The organism is Limnohabitans planktonicus II-D5 (assembly GCF_001270065.2).
Lineage (GTDB): Bacteria > Pseudomonadota > Gammaproteobacteria > Burkholderiales > Burkholderiaceae_C > Limnohabitans_A > Limnohabitans_A planktonicus.
On sequence record NZ_LFYT02000012.1, the window covers coordinates 1 to 17,830 of the forward strand.

The window sequence follows — 17,830 nt, forward strand, 5'->3', positions numbered from 1 at the left end:
CCAAACGTCGGACTCTGCGAGTGCCGACCTACAGGAGCCATGGATTGGTAGGTCGGTGGTCGAAGACCCCGACATGGGGCTGCTGAAGCCCGCCAAAGTTGAATCGGGTTCAGCGCCTAAGCGGGCAAACGTCGGACTCTTCGAGTGCCGACCTACGGGGGCCATGTATTTGTTGGTCGGTGGTTGAAGACCTCGACATGGAGCTTGCTGAAGCCCGCCAAAGTTGAATCAGGTTCAGCGCCCAAGCGGGCAAACGTCGGACTCTGCGAGTGCCGACCTACGGGAGCCATGTCTTCGTAGGTCGGTGGTCGAAGACCACGACATGGGGCTGCTGAAGCCCGCCAAAGTTGAATCGGGTTCAGCGCCTAAGCTCACAAACGTCGGACTCTGCGAGTGCCGACCTACGGGAGCCATGTATTTGTAGGTCGACGGTCGAAGACCCCGACATGGGCTGGTGAAGCCCGCCAAAGTTGAATAAGGATCAGCGCCAAAGCCCATAAACGTCGGACTCTGCGAGTGCCGACCTACAGGAGCCATGTATTCGTAGGTCGGTGGTCGAAGACCCCGACATGGGGCTGGTGAAGCCTGCCAAAGTTGAATCAGGATCAGCGCCAAAGCTCACAAACGTCGGACTCTGCGAGTGCCGACCTACGGGAGCCATGTATTCGCAGGTCGGTGGTCGAAGACCCCGACATGGTGCTGGTGAAGCCTGCCAAAGTTGAATCAGGATCAGCGCCCATGCCCGCAAACGTCAGACTCTGCGAGTGCCGACCTACGGGAGCCATGTATTCGTAGGTCGGTGGTCGAAGACCCCGACATGGGGCTGGTGAAGCCCGCCAAAGTTGAATCAGGATCAGCGCCCATGCCCGCAAACGTCGGACTCTGCGAGTGCCGACCTACGGGAGCCATGTATTCGTAGGTCGGTGGTCGAAGACCCCGACAGGGGCTGCTGACGCCCGCCAAAGTTGAATCAGGATCAGCGCCCATGCCCACAAACGTCGGACTCTGCGAGTGCCGACCTACGGGAGCCATGTATTCGTAGGTCGGTGGTCGAAGACCCTGACATGGGGCTGGTGAAGCCCGCCAAAGTTGAATCAGGATCAGCGCCAAAGCCAGCAAACGTCGGACTCTGCGAGTGCCGACCTACGGGAGTCATGTATTCGTAGGTCGGTGGTCGAAGACCCCGACATGGGGCTGGTGAAGCCTGCCAAAGTTGAATCAGGTTCAGCGCCCAGGCCCGCAAACGTCGGACTCTGCGAGTGCCGACCTACAGGGGGAGGCCTGGGGAGGCTCGTGGCCTCATGAACCTTGTGATGCGCGGATGCGGTTGACTTGCAGTGGCGTGACTTCGCTGGCCTGGTTGCCCCATTGGGTGCGCAGGTGTGTGAGCACGGCGGCGATGTCGCGGTCGTCCAGCTCCAGCACCGCAGGCGGCATGCCAAAGGGCTGGGGGTGCCCTGCGGTGGCGGGGCCAAAGCCTCCGTACAACACCATTTGCACCAGATTGGTCGGGTCGCGCAGCAGCACCGCCCGGTTGCCCGCCAGGGCCGGATAAGCCACCAGGCCCGCAGCGGTTGTCGCGCCCCGGCCTTGTTCGCCGTGGCATTGGGCGCAGTGGCGGTCATAAATCTTGAGCCCTTGCTCGGCCACGCGGGGGCTGATGGCGGCCTTTGGACTGGTGGACGTGGCAGCCGCGGTGGCCGCAGGGGGGCTGTTGCGCGATTTCAGATACACCGCCATGGCCTGCAGGTCGGCGGGGCTCATGTGCTGGGTGCCTTGCAGCACCACTTCGGCCATGGGGCCGCTGGTCTGGGCCTGGGGGGCGTGCCCTGTGCGCAGCAGCTGCACGATGTCGGCCAGGGGCGTGCTGGCCAGGCCGCTTTCTGATTCGCGGGTCAGATCGGGCGCGTACCAGTTGACCACCGGTATCAGGCCGCCCGACAGATCGTCCACCGGGCCGCTGGCACCCAGGCGGTTGCGCGGGCTGTGGCAGGCTGCGCAGTGGCCCAGGCCTTGGACCAGATAGGCCCCCCGGTTCCATTCGGCGGTTTGGGTGGGGTTGGGTTGAAAGGGGCTGGGCTTGAAGTACAGGCTGCGCCAAACGGCCAGCGCTGCTTGGGTGCCCAGGGGCCACACCAGCGTGTGGGCGGGCTGAGCCTGCGCAACCGGGGGCAGGCTTTTGAGCCAGGCCAGCAGGGCGTCGCTGTCGCTGCGGGTGATGACGCTGGTGTGGTTGTACGGGAAAGCCGGGGTGAGCAAGCGCCCACCTTTGGAGCGGCCATGGTGCAGGGCTTGCCAGAAGTCATCGGCGGTCCAGTGGCCCAGTCCGGTGGCCATGTCGGGTGTCAGGTTGCTGCTGAAGACGCTGCCGAAAGGTGTGTCAATGCGGCGGCTGCCCGCCATGCTGACGCCGCCACGGGCGGTGTGGCAGGCCACGCAGTTGCCTGCACGGGCCAGGTACTGACCGCGTTCGATCTGGCCGGGGTCTGCAACGGTGCTGATGCTGGAGGGGGGCGGTGCTGAGGAAGAAGGCAGCCAGGTGTCTCCCCAGTTGTCCCAGACCACCCAGGCCGACAAGGCCAATGCAGCGCCCAGCAGGCCCAGACCGATGCGCTGGATCAGGCGGCGGTTCATGGCTTGGCTCCTGCAGAAGTTGGGTTCAGTTCGGGCGCACTGCCGCAGCGCCATGCCTCGGGCAGGGGCGGTGTCTGCGGTGCCAGGGCTGCAGGGCGCGTGTCGGCAGGCAGGGGCTGGCGTGCCAGCCAGCTGGACACGGCAATCAGGTCATCGACAGGCACACGCTGGATGACCTGGGCCATGCAGTCGGGCGCATGGGCCTTGCGCTGGCCGGTTTGCCAGGCACCCAGTTGGGCGTTCAGATAATCAAGCGGCAGGCCCAACAGGCCTGGCACGTTGGGTTGCACGCCGGTCAGGCGCGCGCCGTGGCACTGGATGCAGGCAGGCAGGCCGCGCGAGGCATCGCCCTGGGTGACCAGCTGCTGACCGCGTGCCAGGCGTTCGGCCGAAATGGTGTTGGCTGCGGTGGGGCTGGGGTAGGGCAGTTGCAGGTCGGCGAAATACCGGGCCATCTCGCCCAGGTAGTCGTCGCTCAGCGGGTCGATCAGGCGGGTCATCAGATCGTAATGGCGTCTGCCTTGGGCAAAGTTGCGCAGCTGGTTGTGCAAATAACCGGCCGGTTTGCCCGCCAGGCGGGGGTAATAGCCATCGGGGCCTGCGCGGCCTTGTTCACCGTGGCAGGCGGTGCAGGCACGGGTGCGCTCGGCCATGTTGTCGGCAAAACGGGCCGGGGTCTGGGCGGCGGCGCTCAAGGCCAGGACCCCCAGCAGGGTGCCCACCAGCAGGCGGGCACAGGCCACACTGGATTTCATGCGATAAAAAAACGTCATCATGCTTGGAAGATAACCGAAGCGGCGACAATTGCAGGTTTTGCGCCCGATGTGCAGACACCTTGGGCGCTCAGTTCATTCATTCAAGTTCAAGCCATGTCCGATATCCAAGTCCGATTTGCCACCCATAAAGATGCCCCCGCCGTTGCCGCCTTGCATGTGAGCGCCTGCCGCGCCGCTTATGCCGGTCAGGTGCCCGACACCCACTGGGAAGCCACGCCTATGGCCAAACGCGTGTCCTACTGGAAAGAAGCCATCGAATACGGCGAGCCGCAAGTCATTGTGGCCCTGGCGGGGCAAGAGATTGTGGGTTTTGTGGGTTTTGACCGTTCTCGTGACCCCAAATCGAAAAACACCACCGGCGAAATCTGGGCCATTTATGCCGCCCCCGAGCGCATCGGCCAAGGCGTGGGCCTGGCCCTGTGGGACGCGGCCCGTGAAGGCCTGGAAGACGAAGGCTGCACCGATGTCACCGTCTGGCTGCCGCTGTTGCATGAAAAAACCCTGCGCTTTCATGACCTGGCCGGTTTCAAGCGCGAAATGAACACCGCCCGCACCGTGCCTTTGGGCGGGGTGAAAGTGGAAGAAGTGCGCCTCAAGCGCAAGCTGGCTTGAGTCTGAAACGGCCCGCCAGTCCATGAAACTCTTGCTGGCACCCATGGAGGGCCTGCTGGACCACACGCTGCGTGACATGCTCACGCGGCTGGGGGGCGTGGATTTGTGCGTGTCCGAGTTCATCCGGGTCACCAACACGGTGTTGCCGCGCCGGGCCTTCATTCGCGTGGCGCCAGAGTTGCTGAACAACAGCCGTACTCCCGCAGGCGTGCCGGTGCGGGTGCAACTGCTGGGCTCTGACCCGATCTGCCTGGCCGACAACGCTGCCGCCTTGGCAGAGCTGAACCCGTATGGCATCGACCTGAATTTTGGCTGCCCGGCCAAGACGGTGAACCAGCACCGGGGCGGGGCCGTTTTGCTGGACGAGCCCGAACTGGTGGGGCAAATCGTTGCGGCGGTGCGCCGTGCAGTGCCTGCCCACATTCCGGTGTCGGCCAAGATGCGGCTGGGCTACAACGACGACAGCCGCGCCGAAGACTGCGCCCAGGCCATTGAGGCCGCAGGGGCCAGCGATCTGGTGGTGCACGCCCGAACCAAAGCGCACGGCTATCGGCCCCCGGCATACTGGGACCGCATCGCGGATTTGCGCCAGCATGTGCGCTTGCCCATGGTGGCCAACGGCGAAATCTGGACCGTGGCCGACGCGCTGCGTTGCCGCGAAGTGACCGGTTGCGAGCGCCTGATGATCGGGCGTGGCATGGTGGCCGATCCCGGCTTAGCCCTGGCGATTGCCCGGCACGATGCGGCTGTGGGCAAAGTGTTGGGTGGTACTGCAGGTGCTGTGGCTGCTGCAGGCAGCCTCGCACCCGGTCAATCCGTGGCGTGGTCACAGATCGTCGGCTTGATGCGCCTGTTCTGGGTGGGCATCAGCCAACGCGTAGCGCCCAGGCATCGGGCCGGTCGCCTCAAACAATGGCTCAACTACATGCGCCGCGTCTACCCCGAAGCCCAACAAGCCTTTGACCAATTGAGGCTGGTGCACGACGCCAAACACATCGAAACCTGGCTCAGTCAGCAATCCAACGCCAGCGCCCCGTAGGTCGGTGGCTTCAGCCCCGACGTTTTGGGCCTCCGGCAAAGGCCACATGTCGGGGCTGAATCCGCCGACCTACGAATGCAAGGCCTCCCGTAGGTCGGCACCTTAAGGTCCTACGTTTTGGAGCTCCGGCAAAGGCTTTATGTCGGGGCTGAAGCCAACGACCTGCTGTTGACCCGGCCCCATGGTGCTTGAATTTTTGTCATGTTCAACGTTGGGTGTGGGGTGGGCTTTTGTAGGGGCCTTGCCCTGCAAGCGATGGTCTGCGGTCCACAAGCGTCATGTCGCCAGCAGGGCTGGCTCCCACAATGCCCATGTCTTGGCGCACAGGACCTGTTCTGCGCAAATGCTCATGTCCGCCAAACCCACATGCGTCGGGGTCTTCGACCGCCGACCTACGGCATACGCAAATGCGGGAATGCCGGGCTTATTGGCTGGCCAGGTGGGCGGCGACTTCGGCGCGCAGTTGGTCGAGTTGGGGGGCCAAATGGCTGTAGGCGGCGCGGACTTCGGCGGGCTCGCCGTGTTTGCTCAGTTGCTCAACCATGACGACGCGCTCGACCAAGCTGTCCACACAAAACACGGGCGTGAAGCCCTTGAGCTGATGCAGGATACGGTTGGCACCGTTGACATCTTCCTTGTTCAGAAATTCTTGCAAGCGGGGCAAGTCTTCACTCAGAGTTTGTTGCAAAGTCTTGAGCAGCGACAAAACCCCATTGATGTCGCCAATGAATTCCATGGCCCGGTCAATGGACAGGTAGGTCGGATCTGCAGCTTGGCTCATACAGTAAGGATGCGGGTTAAATGAAAAAAGAACGTAACAATTTGAAACGTCTGATGATCTTATTCTAGTCAAGCAATGCGGCCAAGCCCAATTCGGGTTCAAACCGCTTGTTTTTGTACATCAATCGGCTCGGGCCCGGAAAAGCGACTTGGGTGACGGAATGGCGTGGATCGCCCGGGTAGCAGATGGTGCGGATGCCGTCCTGGTCGAAGGGTTCGGGCTCGATCACGGGGGGGCGGCGGCTCTGGGCTTCGGCCAGGACGCTCTCCGTGTGCGCGTGCCGGGTCAGATGCACCAGGCTCATGATCTGCGGCGGTGCCAGCTCAATCTGGCGGTCCCAGTAGCGGATCAGCGCTTGACGCGGGGTGATCCACAGGGTTTCAGTGGTTTCGTGGTTGTCGTGTGCGGCGGTTTGCCCGTCGGGCACGCGGGTGATGAAAAACCGCGTGTCAAAGCGCTTGTGGGTGACCGACGCCTGGCGGGGCGTGATCCAGCGTGTCCAGGGCACCAGGGCTTCGGTGCGCAGCTGCAGCGACAGGTGTTGAAAGGCTTCAGACCAGCTTTGCCCCTGGGTCAGGGCGTTTTGCAGGGCTTGCAGATCGGGTGTTTCGCTGTGCGCCTGGCCCAGCAACACGCGGCATTCTTCAAAGGCTTCGCGAATCGCGGCTACAAACAAGGCGGCGGCGCGTTCTGCGGGCAGCTCGGGCTCGGCCAGGCGCTGGTGCAAGGTGGCGGTGTCCTGGCTCAGCCTTGCCAGCAGCGCGGGACTGTGGTCGGCTGCGTCGAGCTTGCCGCCCGGAAACACATACGCACCCCCCAGCACATTCGACGCCTGATGGCGCTTGAGCAGCAGCACCTGCAGGCCCTCGGCGTGGTCACGCAGCAAGACCACCGAGGCGGAGTCCAGCGGCGGGGTGGTGATGATTTCAGTGTTCAGTTCCATGAGGGTGTCAATCGGGTAACACAGCGGGCAGACCGGCTGCTTTAAAGTTCGGCGTTAGGCTTTTTCAGAGAGCTGCCAGATTAGCAGATGGCGTCCGGCGGTCCTGTCACCCATTCACATCTATTCGAACAAAGGAAAACCCATGAGCATCGAATTCAAAGGCCGCGTGGCCATCGTCACCGGCGCAGGTGGCGGGCTGGGCAAACAGCATGCCCTGGCACTGGCCGCACGCGGTGCCAAAGTGGTCGTCAACGACCTGGGCGGTGACGTGCACGGGGTGGGCGGCTCAGTGTCGGCCGCACAGGCGGTGGTTGACGAAATCCGCGCTGCGGGTGGCGAGGCGATTGCCAACGGCGCTTCTGTGACCGACTTTGAAGCTGTGCAAAAAATGGTGCAGCTGGCCATGGACACCTGGGGCCGGGTGGATATTTTGGTCAACAACGCGGGCATCTTGCGTGACAAGAGCTTTGCCAAGATGGAGCTGGCCGACTTCAAATTGGTGATGGATGTGCACGTCATGGGCGCGGTGCATTGCACCAAGGCCGTGTGGCCCATCATGCAGGCGCAAAATTATGGCCGCGTGGTCATGACCACTTCGTCGAGTGGCCTGTATGGCAACTTTGGACAGGCCAACTACGGGGCGGCCAAGATGGCGCTGGCGGGCCTGATGCAAACCCTGTCGATTGAAGGCGAAAAACACAACATCCGCGTCAACGCGCTGGCCCCCACCGCCGCCACCCGCATGACCGAAGGCCTGATGCCCGAGCAAGTGCTCAAGGCCCTGGAGCCCAGCGCCGTGGTGCCCGCCATGCTGGTCATGGCCAGTGAGGACGCGCCCAACCGCACCATCATCTGCGCCGGCGCGGGCAGCTTTGAGGTGGCCCACATCACCCTGACCCAAGGCGTGCACCTGGGCACCGGCCCCGACACCCCCGAACGCCTGGCCCAGGCCCTGAGCCAGCTGCACGACACCCAAGGCGAAACCGTGCCCCGCTCGGGTTCAGAACAAGGCGCGCTGGAAGTGGGCAAAGCGATGAAGGCGCATGGGGCTTGAACCGCGAATTGAGCCGGGTAATCAAGCGGTTCAGGGACAGCATTCTTGGTCAAGAACTCCAGCCTGAATCAGGCCCAACTCAGGTCAATTGCCTCGCCAAAGCTTGCAATTGAGGGGCAATGCGTTCTCGTAGCCAGACCTCGTCCAAGGCCCGCCCTTGAAATGAACAATTGATGGCGGCAAGCTCCCCCCGGTCAATGCGCCCCAAAGGGACGGCGACAGCTTGCACATCGGGGAAGACCTCTCCGACCGACACGCAGCATCCGTACTTGGGATACTGGAGCAAATTTTCCGTGAGCTTGGGGCCAAACCTGTGCCAGTCCTGAGGCGTTTTGACCTGAATCTGGTTGAGCAAGGCTTCACGTTCAGGGGGGCGGCAAGACATCAGGTACGCCCGGCCGATGGCTGTGCCCGCCATCGAGTGGCTGGTGCCGACTTCGAGGGGGTAAATCCTTTTGTCAAAAGACCTCACGGTTTCAATGTAGAGGATGGCCAGTCGGTCGCGAATGCCGATGGAGATGGAGCCACCCGTGGCCTCGGCCAACTCCAGCATCAGAGGGCGGGCTTGTCTGCGCAAGGTGAACTGTGCCAGCAAGGGATGACCCAAGGAAATCACGGCCGAACCCAACTGGTACTTGCCGTAATGTTCGGTGGGCATCAAGTAGCCCATGCACATCAGGGTGTAAGTCAATCGGGAGATCGTGGCCGCAGGCAGCTTCAATTTTTGGGACAAGTCCTTGTTTCCCAGCACAGCTTGTTCGGGCGTGAAGCAGCGCAGCAACTCCATGCCACGCGCCAAGGTGGTGGCAAATTGTTTGTCCCCGGCGTACTCCTGAAGGCTGGCGGGCGCACGGTTGGGAGGTGTCTCGAGTTTTGGCATATTGGAATATTGTTCAATATATCGAAATTTAACCTGAATCAAGACCTTGCCCTCACTAGACTGGGTCTTGTAACAAAAATGCCATCACCAAAGAGTGACGGGCCACAGGAGACAAGACGTGCAACTCAACGATTTGCCCAGCCACGAGATACCCGCGCTGAATGGCAACAATGCCCCCATTCACCAAGAAGATGTATTCAAGGACATGACGGTCATTGGGCAGGTGCCCAGTGATCTGAATGGCCTGTATGTGCGCAACGGACCCAATGCTTACTACCCACCCGAGTGGCGATATCACGCCTATGACGGTGATGGCATGTTGCATGCCGTACGTTTCGAAAACGGTCAGGTGACTTACCGCAATCGCTGGGTCAAAACATCGGCCTTGCAGGAAGAGCAAGCTGCAGGGCATGCCCTGTGGAAGGGTCTGAAGGAGCCTTGGCGCACCGACCGTCCCGATGAGCCTTTGAAGAACACCGCCAACACGGACGTGAAGTACCACGCGGGTCGTTTGATCAGCATGTGGTACCGCTCAGGTATGCCCTATGCGGTAGATCCTGACACCCTCGAAACCCTTGGACCGTCAGACTTTGATGGCAGCATCAACCGCTTATCGGCCCATTCGCGGCCCGACGAACACACTGGCGAATTGCTGTTTTTTGACTACAGTCTGAAAGCGCCCTACATGCAATACGGCGTGGTCGGTCCAGACCGCCAGATCAAACACAAAATCGATGTGGACCTGCCAGGCCCCAGTTTGCCGCACGACATGGCGATCACCGAGCACTTCACCATCTTGCATGACTTTCCCTTGCGCCCCGACCCCGAGGCACTTGCCGCAGGGCGCTACAAGTTGCGTTTTGATGCAGACCAACCCTCTCGTTTTGGCGTCCTCCCGCGCTACGGGCAGCCCCATGACATTCGCTGGTTCCATGCCAAGCCCACTTATATGTTGCATGTGGTCAATGCCTGGGAGGATGGCGATGAGGTGGTCATGGTGGGCACACCTTACCGACTGCACGAAGATGAGCAAGGTCGTCCCGATGCACGTCGACTTGAAAAAACCATCCATCTGCGCCAGCGCGATTTCATGCTGTATGAATGGCGCTTCAACCTGGCCACCGGCCAAACGCATGAGCGCGTGATTGACGATGTGCTCAACACCGAGTTTCCGGTCATCAACAGTCTCTACCAAGGGCGCAAGAACCGCTACTCCTACAACATCATCTTTCCCCAGGGCGGCAAGGAAGAGCCGCGCTTTCCGGGCCTGGTCAAGTACGACCTGAGCACGGGGGGGTATTTGGCCTACAGCGCGGGGCCCAAGTATTTCTACAACGAGCCTGGATTTGCACCACGAGACAACGCGCAATCCGAAGACGATGGCTATCTGGTGGTCCCTGTTTGGAACCCGGACGAGCAACGTTCAGAAATCCAGGTGTTCGATTGCAAGGGTGCACGTATGGCCGAAGGTCCAGTGGCCCGCATTGTCTTGCCTCGCCGCATGCCGCATGGCTTTCACGCCACATTTGTCAGTCAAAACACCCTGAATCGCTGGAAATAAACATGATCCTGGTCTCATCCGAAAACATCAAAAATTATGTCGAACAGGGCTGGTGGACAGAGGAAACTCTGGGCGAGTTGTTCATCAAAACGGCAGAGCAGCAATCACAGGCCATGGCCGTTGTGGACCCGCCCAACCGCAGTGACATCTCAGGCGATGTCTCCTTGAGTTGGACCTGGGGGCAATTGCTGCAGCAAGTCGGCAGGTACAGCGCCCTGCTGCATGCGCAGGGTTTGCGCAAGGACGACGTGATCGTCATGCAATTGCCCAACTGTGTGGAGATGCATGCCATTTACCTGGCGTGCGCCATGACGGGTGTGGTGGTGTCGCCTGTGCCGGTGCAATACCGCGCGCATGAGCTGACGCATGTTTTTGCCACCACGCAAGCCAAACTGGCGATCACAACCGAACGTGTGGGCAATTACCCTGCTGCGCAACAATGGGCCGCGCATGCCCACCTTTTTGAAGGCTTGCAGCACATTTGGTCTTTGGGTCATGACTTGCCGCAAGGTGTGCACAACCTGAACAACTTGCTGGGCAACACCTTGCCATGGAGTGCGCCCCAGTTGCGACAGCACATGCACGACGAGGGTGTGACGGCGCATGATGTGCTCACCATTTGTTGGACTTCAGGCACGGAGGCCCGTTCAAAAGGGGTGCCTCGCAATCACAACGAGTGGTTGATTGCAGGCCAATCCGTCAGCGACGCAGGGCAGTTGCAACGGGGGGCTCAGATGTTGATTCCTTTCCCCTTTGTGAACATGGCCGGCATTTCATCGAGCCTGGCGGCCTGGCTGGTGGTGGGCGGCACTTTGCACCACCACCATCCCTTTGATCTGGATGTGTTCGTGAACCAGTTGCGTGCACACCCCATGGATTACAGCGTGGCAGCGCCTGCGGTGCTCAATTTGCTGCTCAAACAAGCTGAAAAAATGGAGGGCGCTGACCTCAGTCGCCTCAAAAGCGTGGGCTCCGGCGGTGGACCTTTGTCCGAGTGGATGATGGAGGAGATGAAAAACCGTTTCGACATCGAAGTGGTGAATTATTTTGGCTCCAACGAGGGTGCAGCTTTGAGCTCGTCGCCTCAAGACATGCCAGAACGCAAGCAGCGCGCTTTGTATTTTCCTCGCATGGGGGTGCCAAGCTTTACCTGGAAAACGTCAGTCGCCCAGAAAATCCAGACACGCCTCGTGGACATCGACACCGGAGAGGACATCCACGAAGCGGGACGCATTGGTGAGTTGCGCTTCAAAGGCCCGACGATATTCAGTGGCTATTACAAAGCACCGGAATTGACCGAGCGCGCTTTTGATGCGCAAGGGTTTTACCGAACCGGTGATTTGTTCGAAATTGCAGGCGACGCTTCACAGTTCTACCGTTTTGCCGGACGGCACAAGGACATCGTGATTCGTGGGGGCATGAACATTTCCTCTGAAGAGATCGAGGGCTTGTTGCTGAGTCATCCCCAAGTGCGTGATGCTGCCGTGATTGGACTGCCTGATCCGGTCATGGGTGAGAGGGTGTGCGCTGTGGTCGTCGCACAAGCCGGTCAGGACATCACCTTGCAAAACCTGGTGGACTACCTCAAGCACACCCAGGAAGTCGCAGCCTTCAAATGGCCGGAAAAATTGATCCTTCTCGATGAGTTGCCCCGCAACCCGGTGGGCAAAGTGCTCAAAAGACAATTGCGTGAACGTTTTGCTGCAGAACCCTCTGCCCCATCAGCCATGGCTGGAGCCACCTCTTGAGACCTGTCCTCTTGCTGATTCAAGGCATGCTCAATGATGCGGGTGTGTGGGCCGATGTGCTGCCTTTGCTGCCCCAGCATTGGGAAGTGCGCTTTGCCCAGATACAAACTCAAGACAGCATTGCAGCCATGGCCCGTGATGCCTGGGCGCAACTGTCCGATCTTTCGGCGGACACATCCGTGATGGTGGCCGGATTTTCTTTGGGCGGCTATGTGGCCATCGAGATGTTGGCCAATCCACAAAGGACTTTGTCCGCGGCGGCGCTGATGTCCACATCGCCTTTGCCAGAGACCGATGAAGGTCGGCATGTGCGTGAAAAAACCATGGCGGCCATGCAGGCCAATTTCCCCAAGGTGGTGGAGGGGATTGTCAAATTCGGTTGCCACGAGGCGACTGAGGCTGTTCAGGAGCGCGTGCGTCAAATGATATTGGCCGTCGGTTGCGAAACGGGTTTACGCCAGACACGCGCCATCATGGGGCGCAGTGATCACCGCCATGCACTGTCCCGACTGACACTGCCTGTGGCGCTCCTGTGCGGAGAGCATGACCGTGTGACACCGCCCGCATTGACCCATGAATTGGCGCAATGCCTGCCGCATGCCCAGATTCATATCGTCCCAGGCAGTGGCCACATGCTGCCTGTTCAGCAAGCGCAGGCCGTAGCGCGTGTGCTGTCTTCCCTGCATCCTTGAAATGAACCCTTTAACCAGAGAGAGTCCTATGAAAAACCCCCTGTCCTGCTTTGCCATACTGGCTGCCTTGCTCCTGGGCATGGCCACAGTTCAAGCACAAAACTTTCCCGACCGCCCTGTGCGCGTGGTCGTGCCCTTTGCCCCAGGCAACACCCTGGACAATGCCTTGAGACAGGTGGCAGAGGAGTTCAAGAAGAACACAGGTCAGCCCATCGTGGTGGACAACAAGGCCGGTGGGTCAGGCATCATCGCGGCTCAAAACGTCATGCAAGCGGCTCCTGATGGCTACACATTGCTGTTGTCCAACACCAGCATGATGACCATCAACCCCTACACCTTTGCCAAGTTGCCTTACGACCCTGAAAAAAGCTTCAAACCGGTCACCGGATTTTTGGGCGCTTCACTGGTTTTGGCCGTGAATGCGGCCAATGTGCCCGCCAACAACGTCAAGGAGTTCGTGGCTTGGGCCAAAACGCAAAGCGGTGGTGTGTCTTATGCATCGTTTACAGCTGGAAATTCATCCCACTTTGCGGGTGTGATCATGAATCAGCGCACAGGGCTGAACATGCTGCATGTGCCCTTCAATGGCACCCCGCCAGCCGTGCAGAATTTATTGGGTGGCCAAGTCCATGCTGCCTTCTTGCCGCTTTTGGCAGTCAAGTCCCACGTCGAATCGGGCAAAGTCAAAGTGCTGGCCGTGTCCAGTCCGCAGCGCTCGCCCCTGCTGCCCCAAGTGGCCACTTTCACAGAGCAAGGGCTGCCTGATCTCGAAATCTACATCTGGTCCGGGCTGTCTGCACCTGCTGGCACGCCGGATGCCGTGATCAGCAAACTGCAGGCCGAATTTTCCAAAATTCTCAAGTCACAAACCATCATTGAGAAGTGGCGTGCGATTGACTTTGAGCCATTGCCTTTCAGTGCTGCTGAGTTTCTGGCGTTCACCCGCAATGACGCCAAACGCTGGCAAGAGGCGGTCAAAATATCGGGGTTCAAGGCCAGCGAATAAATTGATTAACCCTTCGCCATCAATCGGGCGCACTCTTTGTGATCCGGCCCTTTGAAGTCTGCAGGATGACTTCAATCTTGCACCTGGTGGGAGCTCGCCCTGCTGACGATCAGACGCTTGTGGACCACAGGCCTTTCGCTTGGCTGGCAAGCTCCCCAAAAATCCTCCCAAGGGGCAAGACAAGGCTCAGACTTCATCGGGCCAAATCAATAACTGAAAGCAAGTCCCCCTTGGGCTCCACTTGTTTCATGTTTGTCAAACTCGCTCGCGCCCGAGGTCACACCTATGCCCAAATCGTGGAGTCCTATCGCGACGCCAGCGGTGAGCCGCGTCAGCGCAACTCCGATCTACGGCGAACGTGTTGTCGGGCGGTGGTCGAAGACTGCGACGCATGTTTTTTTCGCTGCATCGCCAGAGCGGGCAAGACCCGGCGCGCGAAACGTCGGCATTTCCCGCGCAACCTCCTCGGCCAACTCGATCACCTCCATGGCGTAGTCGCTGCTCCACGCAAAACAACTAATGAGTAGCACTTCGTCGCTTAACGTGGCGGAATGAAATAAAAGTCGCCGACGACTTGGTCATAGATCGCCGGCACCTGCTCGTGGCCTATGCTGCGTGCTTTCTCCACAACCTTCTTTCTGACTTCCCGTACGACGTTATCCACCCTTATGCCCGGTGCATACATTTCCTCAAGCAAGATGCGGGTGAACAGACCATTGGGGCTTGTGTCCCCTGAGCCGACCTTATCCAGGGCCTGCTGCCCGGAGCCTGCCGAGAAAATGATCATTTGTCCTGAGGCTGCCATCGTTGGCGCTAGGCCACGTCCGCCGATGGCGCGGCCCCGTCTTGGAAAGGGGTTGTCCCGGCAAGCGTCTATCAAGGCTAGCGTGAACTTCGCGTTTTTCTCGCTCATGTCGTCCAGCAAACGCTGAAGTTGCACAGCCTCGTCCTTCACTTGGTCCTCGGATTCACCCTTGATATCCGTAGGGAGAAGGTAATTTGTGCCCGAAAGCTGTAATCCATGACCGGCATAAAAAAACAGCACCTCGTCACCGCTGTTTACGCTTTCCTTGAACTGGCGAATCACCGCCCTCATGCTCTTTTCAGACAAGTCCGTCTTGAGGGTGACGTGATAGCCAAGATTGGACAGGCTTTTCGCCATCGCCTGTGCATCGGCTCGGGCGTTCTGCAATTTGGCGACAGATTCATATGTGTCATTACCGATGACCAGCGCCTTCTTGTACGGAAGCGCCGCGATGCGAATCGACTTGTCGATCGTGGGCTTCGCAGGTTCAGCGTTCTCGACTTTAGTCTGCATACGCTCCTTCTCCCTGCGCTCCAATTCAGCTGTTATCTTTTTTTGCAGTTCTTCTTCTAATCTGGCGGGATCCGACTCTCTGCCGGTAAACCTTGATTCACTTGTGGAGGACGATGGAGGGGGGCGGCATTTGTCTGGGTTCTTGGCGCATTCGAAGAAATTGACCTGCGCACTAACGTTCACGCAAAGGAAAAGGCCGAGCATGCAAGTCCCAACTCTATTGACGAAACTGGATGACATAGGACTCTCCTCCTTCGAATTTCAGCTTTATTTCACCCGTGATTTTCTTTCTCCAAAAGCTGTAGGAAACGTCGCCAAAGTTGAATTCACCCCGGCGGTCTGGAACGCATCGAACGGGAATCTTAAATCGCTTATCCGACTGCATAAGTGCGTCGAGCCTGTCAATGCCTTTCATTTGAGATTCGAAAATGTCAAGCTCATACCGACACAACTCACTGCCATCGAAGCCGAAGATTCCCGCGTTTTTGCTTCCCATGGTGAGTAGAACGGGTGCCCTGCTGCCAGACCCATCAACGAGGTCGGCCGCGAGCTTGAAAGATTCGTCCAGCAGCAATTCATCGTCATTCGACTTCCAGAGGGCCCGTTTCCGGCCGTGAATCGTTAACTCCGTTTCAAGTACGGACCTACAAGCACAGACCTGCTTGACGTCTGGTGGCAGCAATGACAACTTCTCTTCAAACATCCGCTTGTTGCAACCGTCTTCCGTGATCTTGCGGTCGGCAGGGGTGATAGTGCCGTTCCAGCGGGTATATGTCCATGCGCTGATGGGGCAGAAACGTGGGGGCGAGTAAACGATCCAGTCGGCGGTGGTGGCGCGGTTGGCATATGCGCCTTTTTGAATCTGCAACTGGTACTGGAACCAGGGCAGGCTCAAGATCGGTTTAACTTCGCCAGATTGCATCTTGACGTCAACAAGGTCGAATTGCGCCAATGCGTTGACATGAAAGGCAATCAACGACAGCAGACAAAGGAGTGTCCTCATCACGTTTGCGCCAGATGCGTTGTAAACGGCTCAGTTTAGCTCCAAAGCGGGCTGCAACGCTTTTAGTCAGAGCGTTTCATTGGCATTCCCTCAAACCTGTAGACACTTTCACTGTTGTTGATCCAGTCAAACCCAACCTTGGCGCCAAACGCTGTCATCCTGCAGTTCACGCCAGGCAATCACCTGTGTCGCCTTGGAAAACACCGCTTCGATTTCCACCAACTCGATCGGGTCGGTGGGCAACTCAGGTTGAATCACCCGGCTGACCAAGAAATGCTTTTGCTTGGCCACGGGCTTGACCGCCGTCCACTTGGTCAGCAGCAGTTTTTTGGAGTTCAGCGGGTTCATGGGTGAATGCCTTCAGCGACTGTTGTGCATTTCCCGCGTTACAGCCTCGGCCAACTCGATCACCGCCATGGCGTAGTAGCTGCTCCAGTTGTAGCGTGTGATGGCGTAGAAGTTTTCTGTGCCGGCCACGTAGCTGGGTGGGTTGTTGCCGTTGCGCAATTCGATCAGGGCCAGTGGGCCGTTGTGGGTGAGAGCTGGGCCTTGGAGGGCGGCGCCTTTGGCGGTGAAACTGGCCGCGCTGAAGGTGGGCAGGATGTCGGGGGCAAGCAGGGCGTCCATGTCGGTTTGGCCGGGGGTGAGGGTCACGGCGTAGTGTGTGGGCATGCCCGTGCGCCACTGGAAGGCCTTGAAGTAATTGGCGACTGAGCCGATGGCGTCAGTCGGGCTGCCAAACAGGTCGATGCGGCCATCGCCGTCGAAGTCCACGGCGAAGCGAGTCCAGCTGGACGGCATGAATTGCGGCAAGCCCAGCGCGCCTGCGTAGCTGCCGCGCACGGCCAAGGGGTCGGCTCCGCTTTTTTGGCTGAGCTGTAAAAATTGTTCCAGCTCGGCGCGGAAAAACGCCTGGCGTTCTGCTGCACGCGGGTGGGCCAATGGAAAGTGAAAAGCCAAGGTGCCCAAGGCGTCGACGATGCGGAAGTTGCCGGTGTTTTGTCCGTACAAGGTTTCCACCCCGATGATGCCGACGATGATGGCGGCGGGCACGCCGTATTCGCTTTCGGCGCGCTCCAGGGCGGTGCGGTGGGCAAGCCAGAATCGGGTGCCTGCCTGGATGCGGATGGGCTCGATGAAGCGTGCCCTGTAAGCCCCCCAGTCTTTGGCCGTGGGGCTTGCGGGGGGCAGCACGAGTTTTTCCACCAGAGGCAGGCGCTGTGCTGACTCCAGCGTCTTGAGCACCCAGGCGCGGTCGAGTTGCAAGCGGCCGGCTGCGTCATGCGCCCAGGCCAGAACCTCGGGGTTGTCCATCAGGCGTGTGCCTTTTGCAGGGACTCTGGGGTGGTGTGGCTTGCGACTGGAAATCGGTGTTTGGGCCGTTTTGCCTGCTTGCTTGTCATGGCGGTTGACCGCCAGGGCGGCCTCTGACCAAGTCAGCGAGATCAGCAAACCGAACAGGCCAGCGCACAAGGGGTTCAGGCGTGGTGCCTGCGGGGTGGTGTGAAAGTGGGCGAGAAAATTCATGTCGGTTCAGTTTAATCGCCCGACGACCCACCAGGCAGAAACAACGGAACATGTCTCGGTAGGGTAGAGCGTTGTCAGTGATTGGCAGATGTCGGACGCTTCGAGTGCCGACCTACGGGGGACTGATTGTCTTTTGTAGGTCGGTGGTCGAAGACTCCGATGAATGCGGGTTGATCGGTGAGGCTTTAGATGCGATGGGCGTCAGATATTGCAAGCTGGGCGTGGTAAGCTGAAATTGATAAACATGCAGTAATTC

General features: G+C 59.4%; 16 protein-coding genes. 7 read left to right on the forward strand and 9 right to left on the reverse strand.

The window, feature by feature from the left end; all coding sequences use genetic code 11:
* Window positions 1–1,299: 1,299 nt before the first annotated feature.
* The gene (locus tag H663_RS31055; RefSeq protein ID WP_053173883.1) at window positions 1,300–2,634 is read right to left on the reverse strand and encodes a c-type cytochrome; all 1,335 of its coding nucleotides are present in this window, start codon (window positions 2,632–2,634) and stop codon (window positions 1,300–1,302) included.
* Window positions 2,631–3,410 carry a c-type cytochrome gene (locus tag H663_RS31060; protein WP_420844047.1) on the reverse strand — a complete coding sequence of 260 codons (780 nt, stop codon included), beginning with the start codon at window positions 3,408–3,410 and terminating at the stop codon, window positions 2,631–2,633. Before H663_RS31060 ends, H663_RS31055 begins: the two co-directional genes overlap by 4 nt.
* Before the next feature lie 93 nt (window positions 3,411–3,503).
* On the opposite strand from H663_RS31060, the gene H663_RS31065 reads away from it, so the two are divergent.
* Entirely contained in the window at window positions 3,504–4,022 is a 519-nt protein-coding gene (locus tag H663_RS31065; protein ID WP_053173885.1) for a GNAT family N-acetyltransferase, read from the forward strand.
* 22 nt (window positions 4,023–4,044) lie between these two features.
* Window positions 4,045–5,061 (forward strand): tRNA dihydrouridine synthase, encoded by a 1,017-nt coding sequence (locus tag H663_RS31070; protein ID WP_053173887.1) that lies wholly within the window; start codon window positions 4,045–4,047, stop codon window positions 5,059–5,061.
* 424 nt (window positions 5,062–5,485) lie between these two features.
* Here the strand turns inward: H663_RS31070 and H663_RS31075 are convergent, their stop codons facing one another.
* Together H663_RS31075 and H663_RS31080 are read right to left on the reverse strand one after the other, a co-directional pair.
* Window positions 5,486–5,842, reverse strand: a complete 357-nt coding sequence (locus H663_RS31075; RefSeq protein ID WP_240620493.1) for an Hpt domain-containing protein — start codon at window positions 5,840–5,842, stop codon at window positions 5,486–5,488.
* A 64-nt stretch (window positions 5,843–5,906) separates the two neighbouring features.
* A complete protein-coding gene (locus H663_RS31080) occupies window positions 5,907–6,785 on the reverse strand; it encodes an NUDIX hydrolase (RefSeq protein WP_053173889.1) in 879 nt (292 codons plus the stop codon).
* Between the two features lie 142 nt (window positions 6,786–6,927).
* Here H663_RS31080 and H663_RS31085 point away from each other — a divergent pair, with 142 nt between their 5' ends.
* Window positions 6,928–7,839: an SDR family NAD(P)-dependent oxidoreductase gene (locus H663_RS31085; RefSeq protein ID WP_053173891.1), complete on the forward strand. Its 912-nt coding sequence runs from the start codon at window positions 6,928–6,930 to the stop codon at window positions 7,837–7,839.
* 79 nt (window positions 7,840–7,918) lie between these two features.
* Here H663_RS31085 and H663_RS31090 read toward each other — a convergent pair whose 3' ends face one another.
* Window positions 7,919–8,719: an IclR family transcriptional regulator gene (locus H663_RS31090; protein WP_083451233.1), complete on the reverse strand. Its 801-nt coding sequence runs from the start codon at window positions 8,717–8,719 to the stop codon at window positions 7,919–7,921.
* A gap of 118 nt (window positions 8,720–8,837) precedes the next feature.
* On the opposite strand from H663_RS31090, the gene H663_RS31095 reads away from it, so the two are divergent.
* Genes H663_RS31095 through H663_RS31110 form a run of 4 tightly spaced genes read left to right on the forward strand, consistent with a single transcriptional unit; the run spans window position 8,838 to window position 13,726 of the window.
* Window positions 8,838–10,280, forward strand: coding sequence for a carotenoid oxygenase family protein (locus tag H663_RS31095; RefSeq protein ID WP_053173893.1), 1,443 nt, complete (start codon window positions 8,838–8,840; stop codon window positions 10,278–10,280).
* 2 nt (window positions 10,281–10,282) lie between these two features.
* Window positions 10,283–12,028, forward strand: coding sequence for a class I adenylate-forming enzyme family protein (locus H663_RS31100; RefSeq protein ID WP_053173895.1), 1,746 nt, complete (start codon window positions 10,283–10,285; stop codon window positions 12,026–12,028).
* The gene (locus tag H663_RS31105; RefSeq protein ID WP_133240009.1) at window positions 12,025–12,720 is read left to right on the forward strand and encodes an alpha/beta fold hydrolase; all 696 of its coding nucleotides are present in this window, start codon (window positions 12,025–12,027) and stop codon (window positions 12,718–12,720) included. The genes H663_RS31100 and H663_RS31105 overlap by 4 nt, the downstream gene beginning before the upstream one ends.
* Before the next feature lie 28 nt (window positions 12,721–12,748).
* A complete protein-coding gene (locus H663_RS31110; protein ID WP_240620494.1) occupies window positions 12,749–13,726 on the forward strand; it encodes a Bug family tripartite tricarboxylate transporter substrate binding protein in 978 nt (325 codons plus the stop codon).
* 538 nt (window positions 13,727–14,264) lie between these two features.
* On the opposite strand, the gene H663_RS31115 is transcribed toward H663_RS31110, so the two are convergent.
* The 4 genes from H663_RS31115 to mltB all read right to left on the reverse strand — a co-directional run bounded on the left by H663_RS31115 (window position 14,265) and on the right by mltB (window position 17,574).
* The gene (locus H663_RS31115) at window positions 14,265–15,284 is read right to left on the reverse strand and encodes a caspase family protein (RefSeq protein ID WP_083451235.1); all 1,020 of its coding nucleotides are present in this window, start codon (window positions 15,282–15,284) and stop codon (window positions 14,265–14,267) included.
* Window positions 15,262–16,047, reverse strand: coding sequence for a hypothetical protein (locus H663_RS31120; RefSeq protein ID WP_053173901.1), 786 nt, complete (start codon window positions 16,045–16,047; stop codon window positions 15,262–15,264). The genes H663_RS31115 and H663_RS31120 overlap by 23 nt, the downstream gene beginning before the upstream one ends.
* Before the next feature lie 126 nt (window positions 16,048–16,173).
* Window positions 16,174–16,395, reverse strand: coding sequence for a TIGR02450 family Trp-rich protein (locus H663_RS31125; protein WP_053173903.1), 222 nt, complete (start codon window positions 16,393–16,395; stop codon window positions 16,174–16,176).
* A gap of 12 nt (window positions 16,396–16,407) precedes the next feature.
* The gene (gene mltB / locus H663_RS31130) at window positions 16,408–17,574 is read right to left on the reverse strand and encodes a lytic murein transglycosylase B (RefSeq protein WP_083451236.1); all 1,167 of its coding nucleotides are present in this window, start codon (window positions 17,572–17,574) and stop codon (window positions 16,408–16,410) included.
* Window positions 17,575–17,830 lie beyond the last annotated feature (256 nt).

What these genes read in the sequence shown, in the direction of transcription:
- H663_RS31055 (WP_053173883.1), bottom strand. Translation starts at nt 2,634, where the DNA reads ATGAACCGCCGCCTGATCCAGCGCATCGGTCTGGGCCTGCTGGGCGCT.
- H663_RS31060 (WP_420844047.1), bottom strand. Translation starts at nt 3,410, where the DNA reads ATGATGACGTTTTTTTATCGCATGAAATCCAGTGTGGCCTGTGCCCGC.
- H663_RS31065 (WP_053173885.1), top strand. Translation starts at nt 3,504, where the DNA reads ATGTCCGATATCCAAGTCCGATTTGCCACCCATAAAGATGCCCCCGCC.
- H663_RS31070 (WP_053173887.1), top strand. Translation starts at nt 4,045, where the DNA reads ATGAAACTCTTGCTGGCACCCATGGAGGGCCTGCTGGACCACACGCTG.
- H663_RS31075 (WP_240620493.1), bottom strand. Translation starts at nt 5,842, where the DNA reads ATGAGCCAAGCTGCAGATCCGACCTACCTGTCCATTGACCGGGCCATG.
- H663_RS31080 (WP_053173889.1), bottom strand. Translation starts at nt 6,785, where the DNA reads ATGGAACTGAACACTGAAATCATCACCACCCCGCCGCTGGACTCCGCC.
- H663_RS31085 (WP_053173891.1), top strand. Translation starts at nt 6,928, where the DNA reads ATGAGCATCGAATTCAAAGGCCGCGTGGCCATCGTCACCGGCGCAGGT.
- H663_RS31090 (WP_083451233.1), bottom strand. Translation starts at nt 8,719, where the DNA reads ATGCCAAAACTCGAGACACCTCCCAACCGTGCGCCCGCCAGCCTTCAG.
- H663_RS31100 (WP_053173895.1), top strand. Translation starts at nt 10,283, where the DNA reads ATGATCCTGGTCTCATCCGAAAACATCAAAAATTATGTCGAACAGGGC.
- H663_RS31110 (WP_240620494.1), top strand. Translation starts at nt 12,749, where the DNA reads ATGAAAAACCCCCTGTCCTGCTTTGCCATACTGGCTGCCTTGCTCCTG.
- H663_RS31115 (WP_083451235.1), bottom strand. Translation starts at nt 15,284, where the DNA reads ATGTCATCCAGTTTCGTCAATAGAGTTGGGACTTGCATGCTCGGCCTT.
- H663_RS31120 (WP_053173901.1), bottom strand. Translation starts at nt 16,047, where the DNA reads ATGAGGACACTCCTTTGTCTGCTGTCGTTGATTGCCTTTCATGTCAAC.
- H663_RS31125 (WP_053173903.1), bottom strand. Translation starts at nt 16,395, where the DNA reads ATGAACCCGCTGAACTCCAAAAAACTGCTGCTGACCAAGTGGACGGCG.
- mltB (WP_083451236.1), bottom strand. Translation starts at nt 17,574, where the DNA reads ATGAATTTTCTCGCCCACTTTCACACCACCCCGCAGGCACCACGCCTG.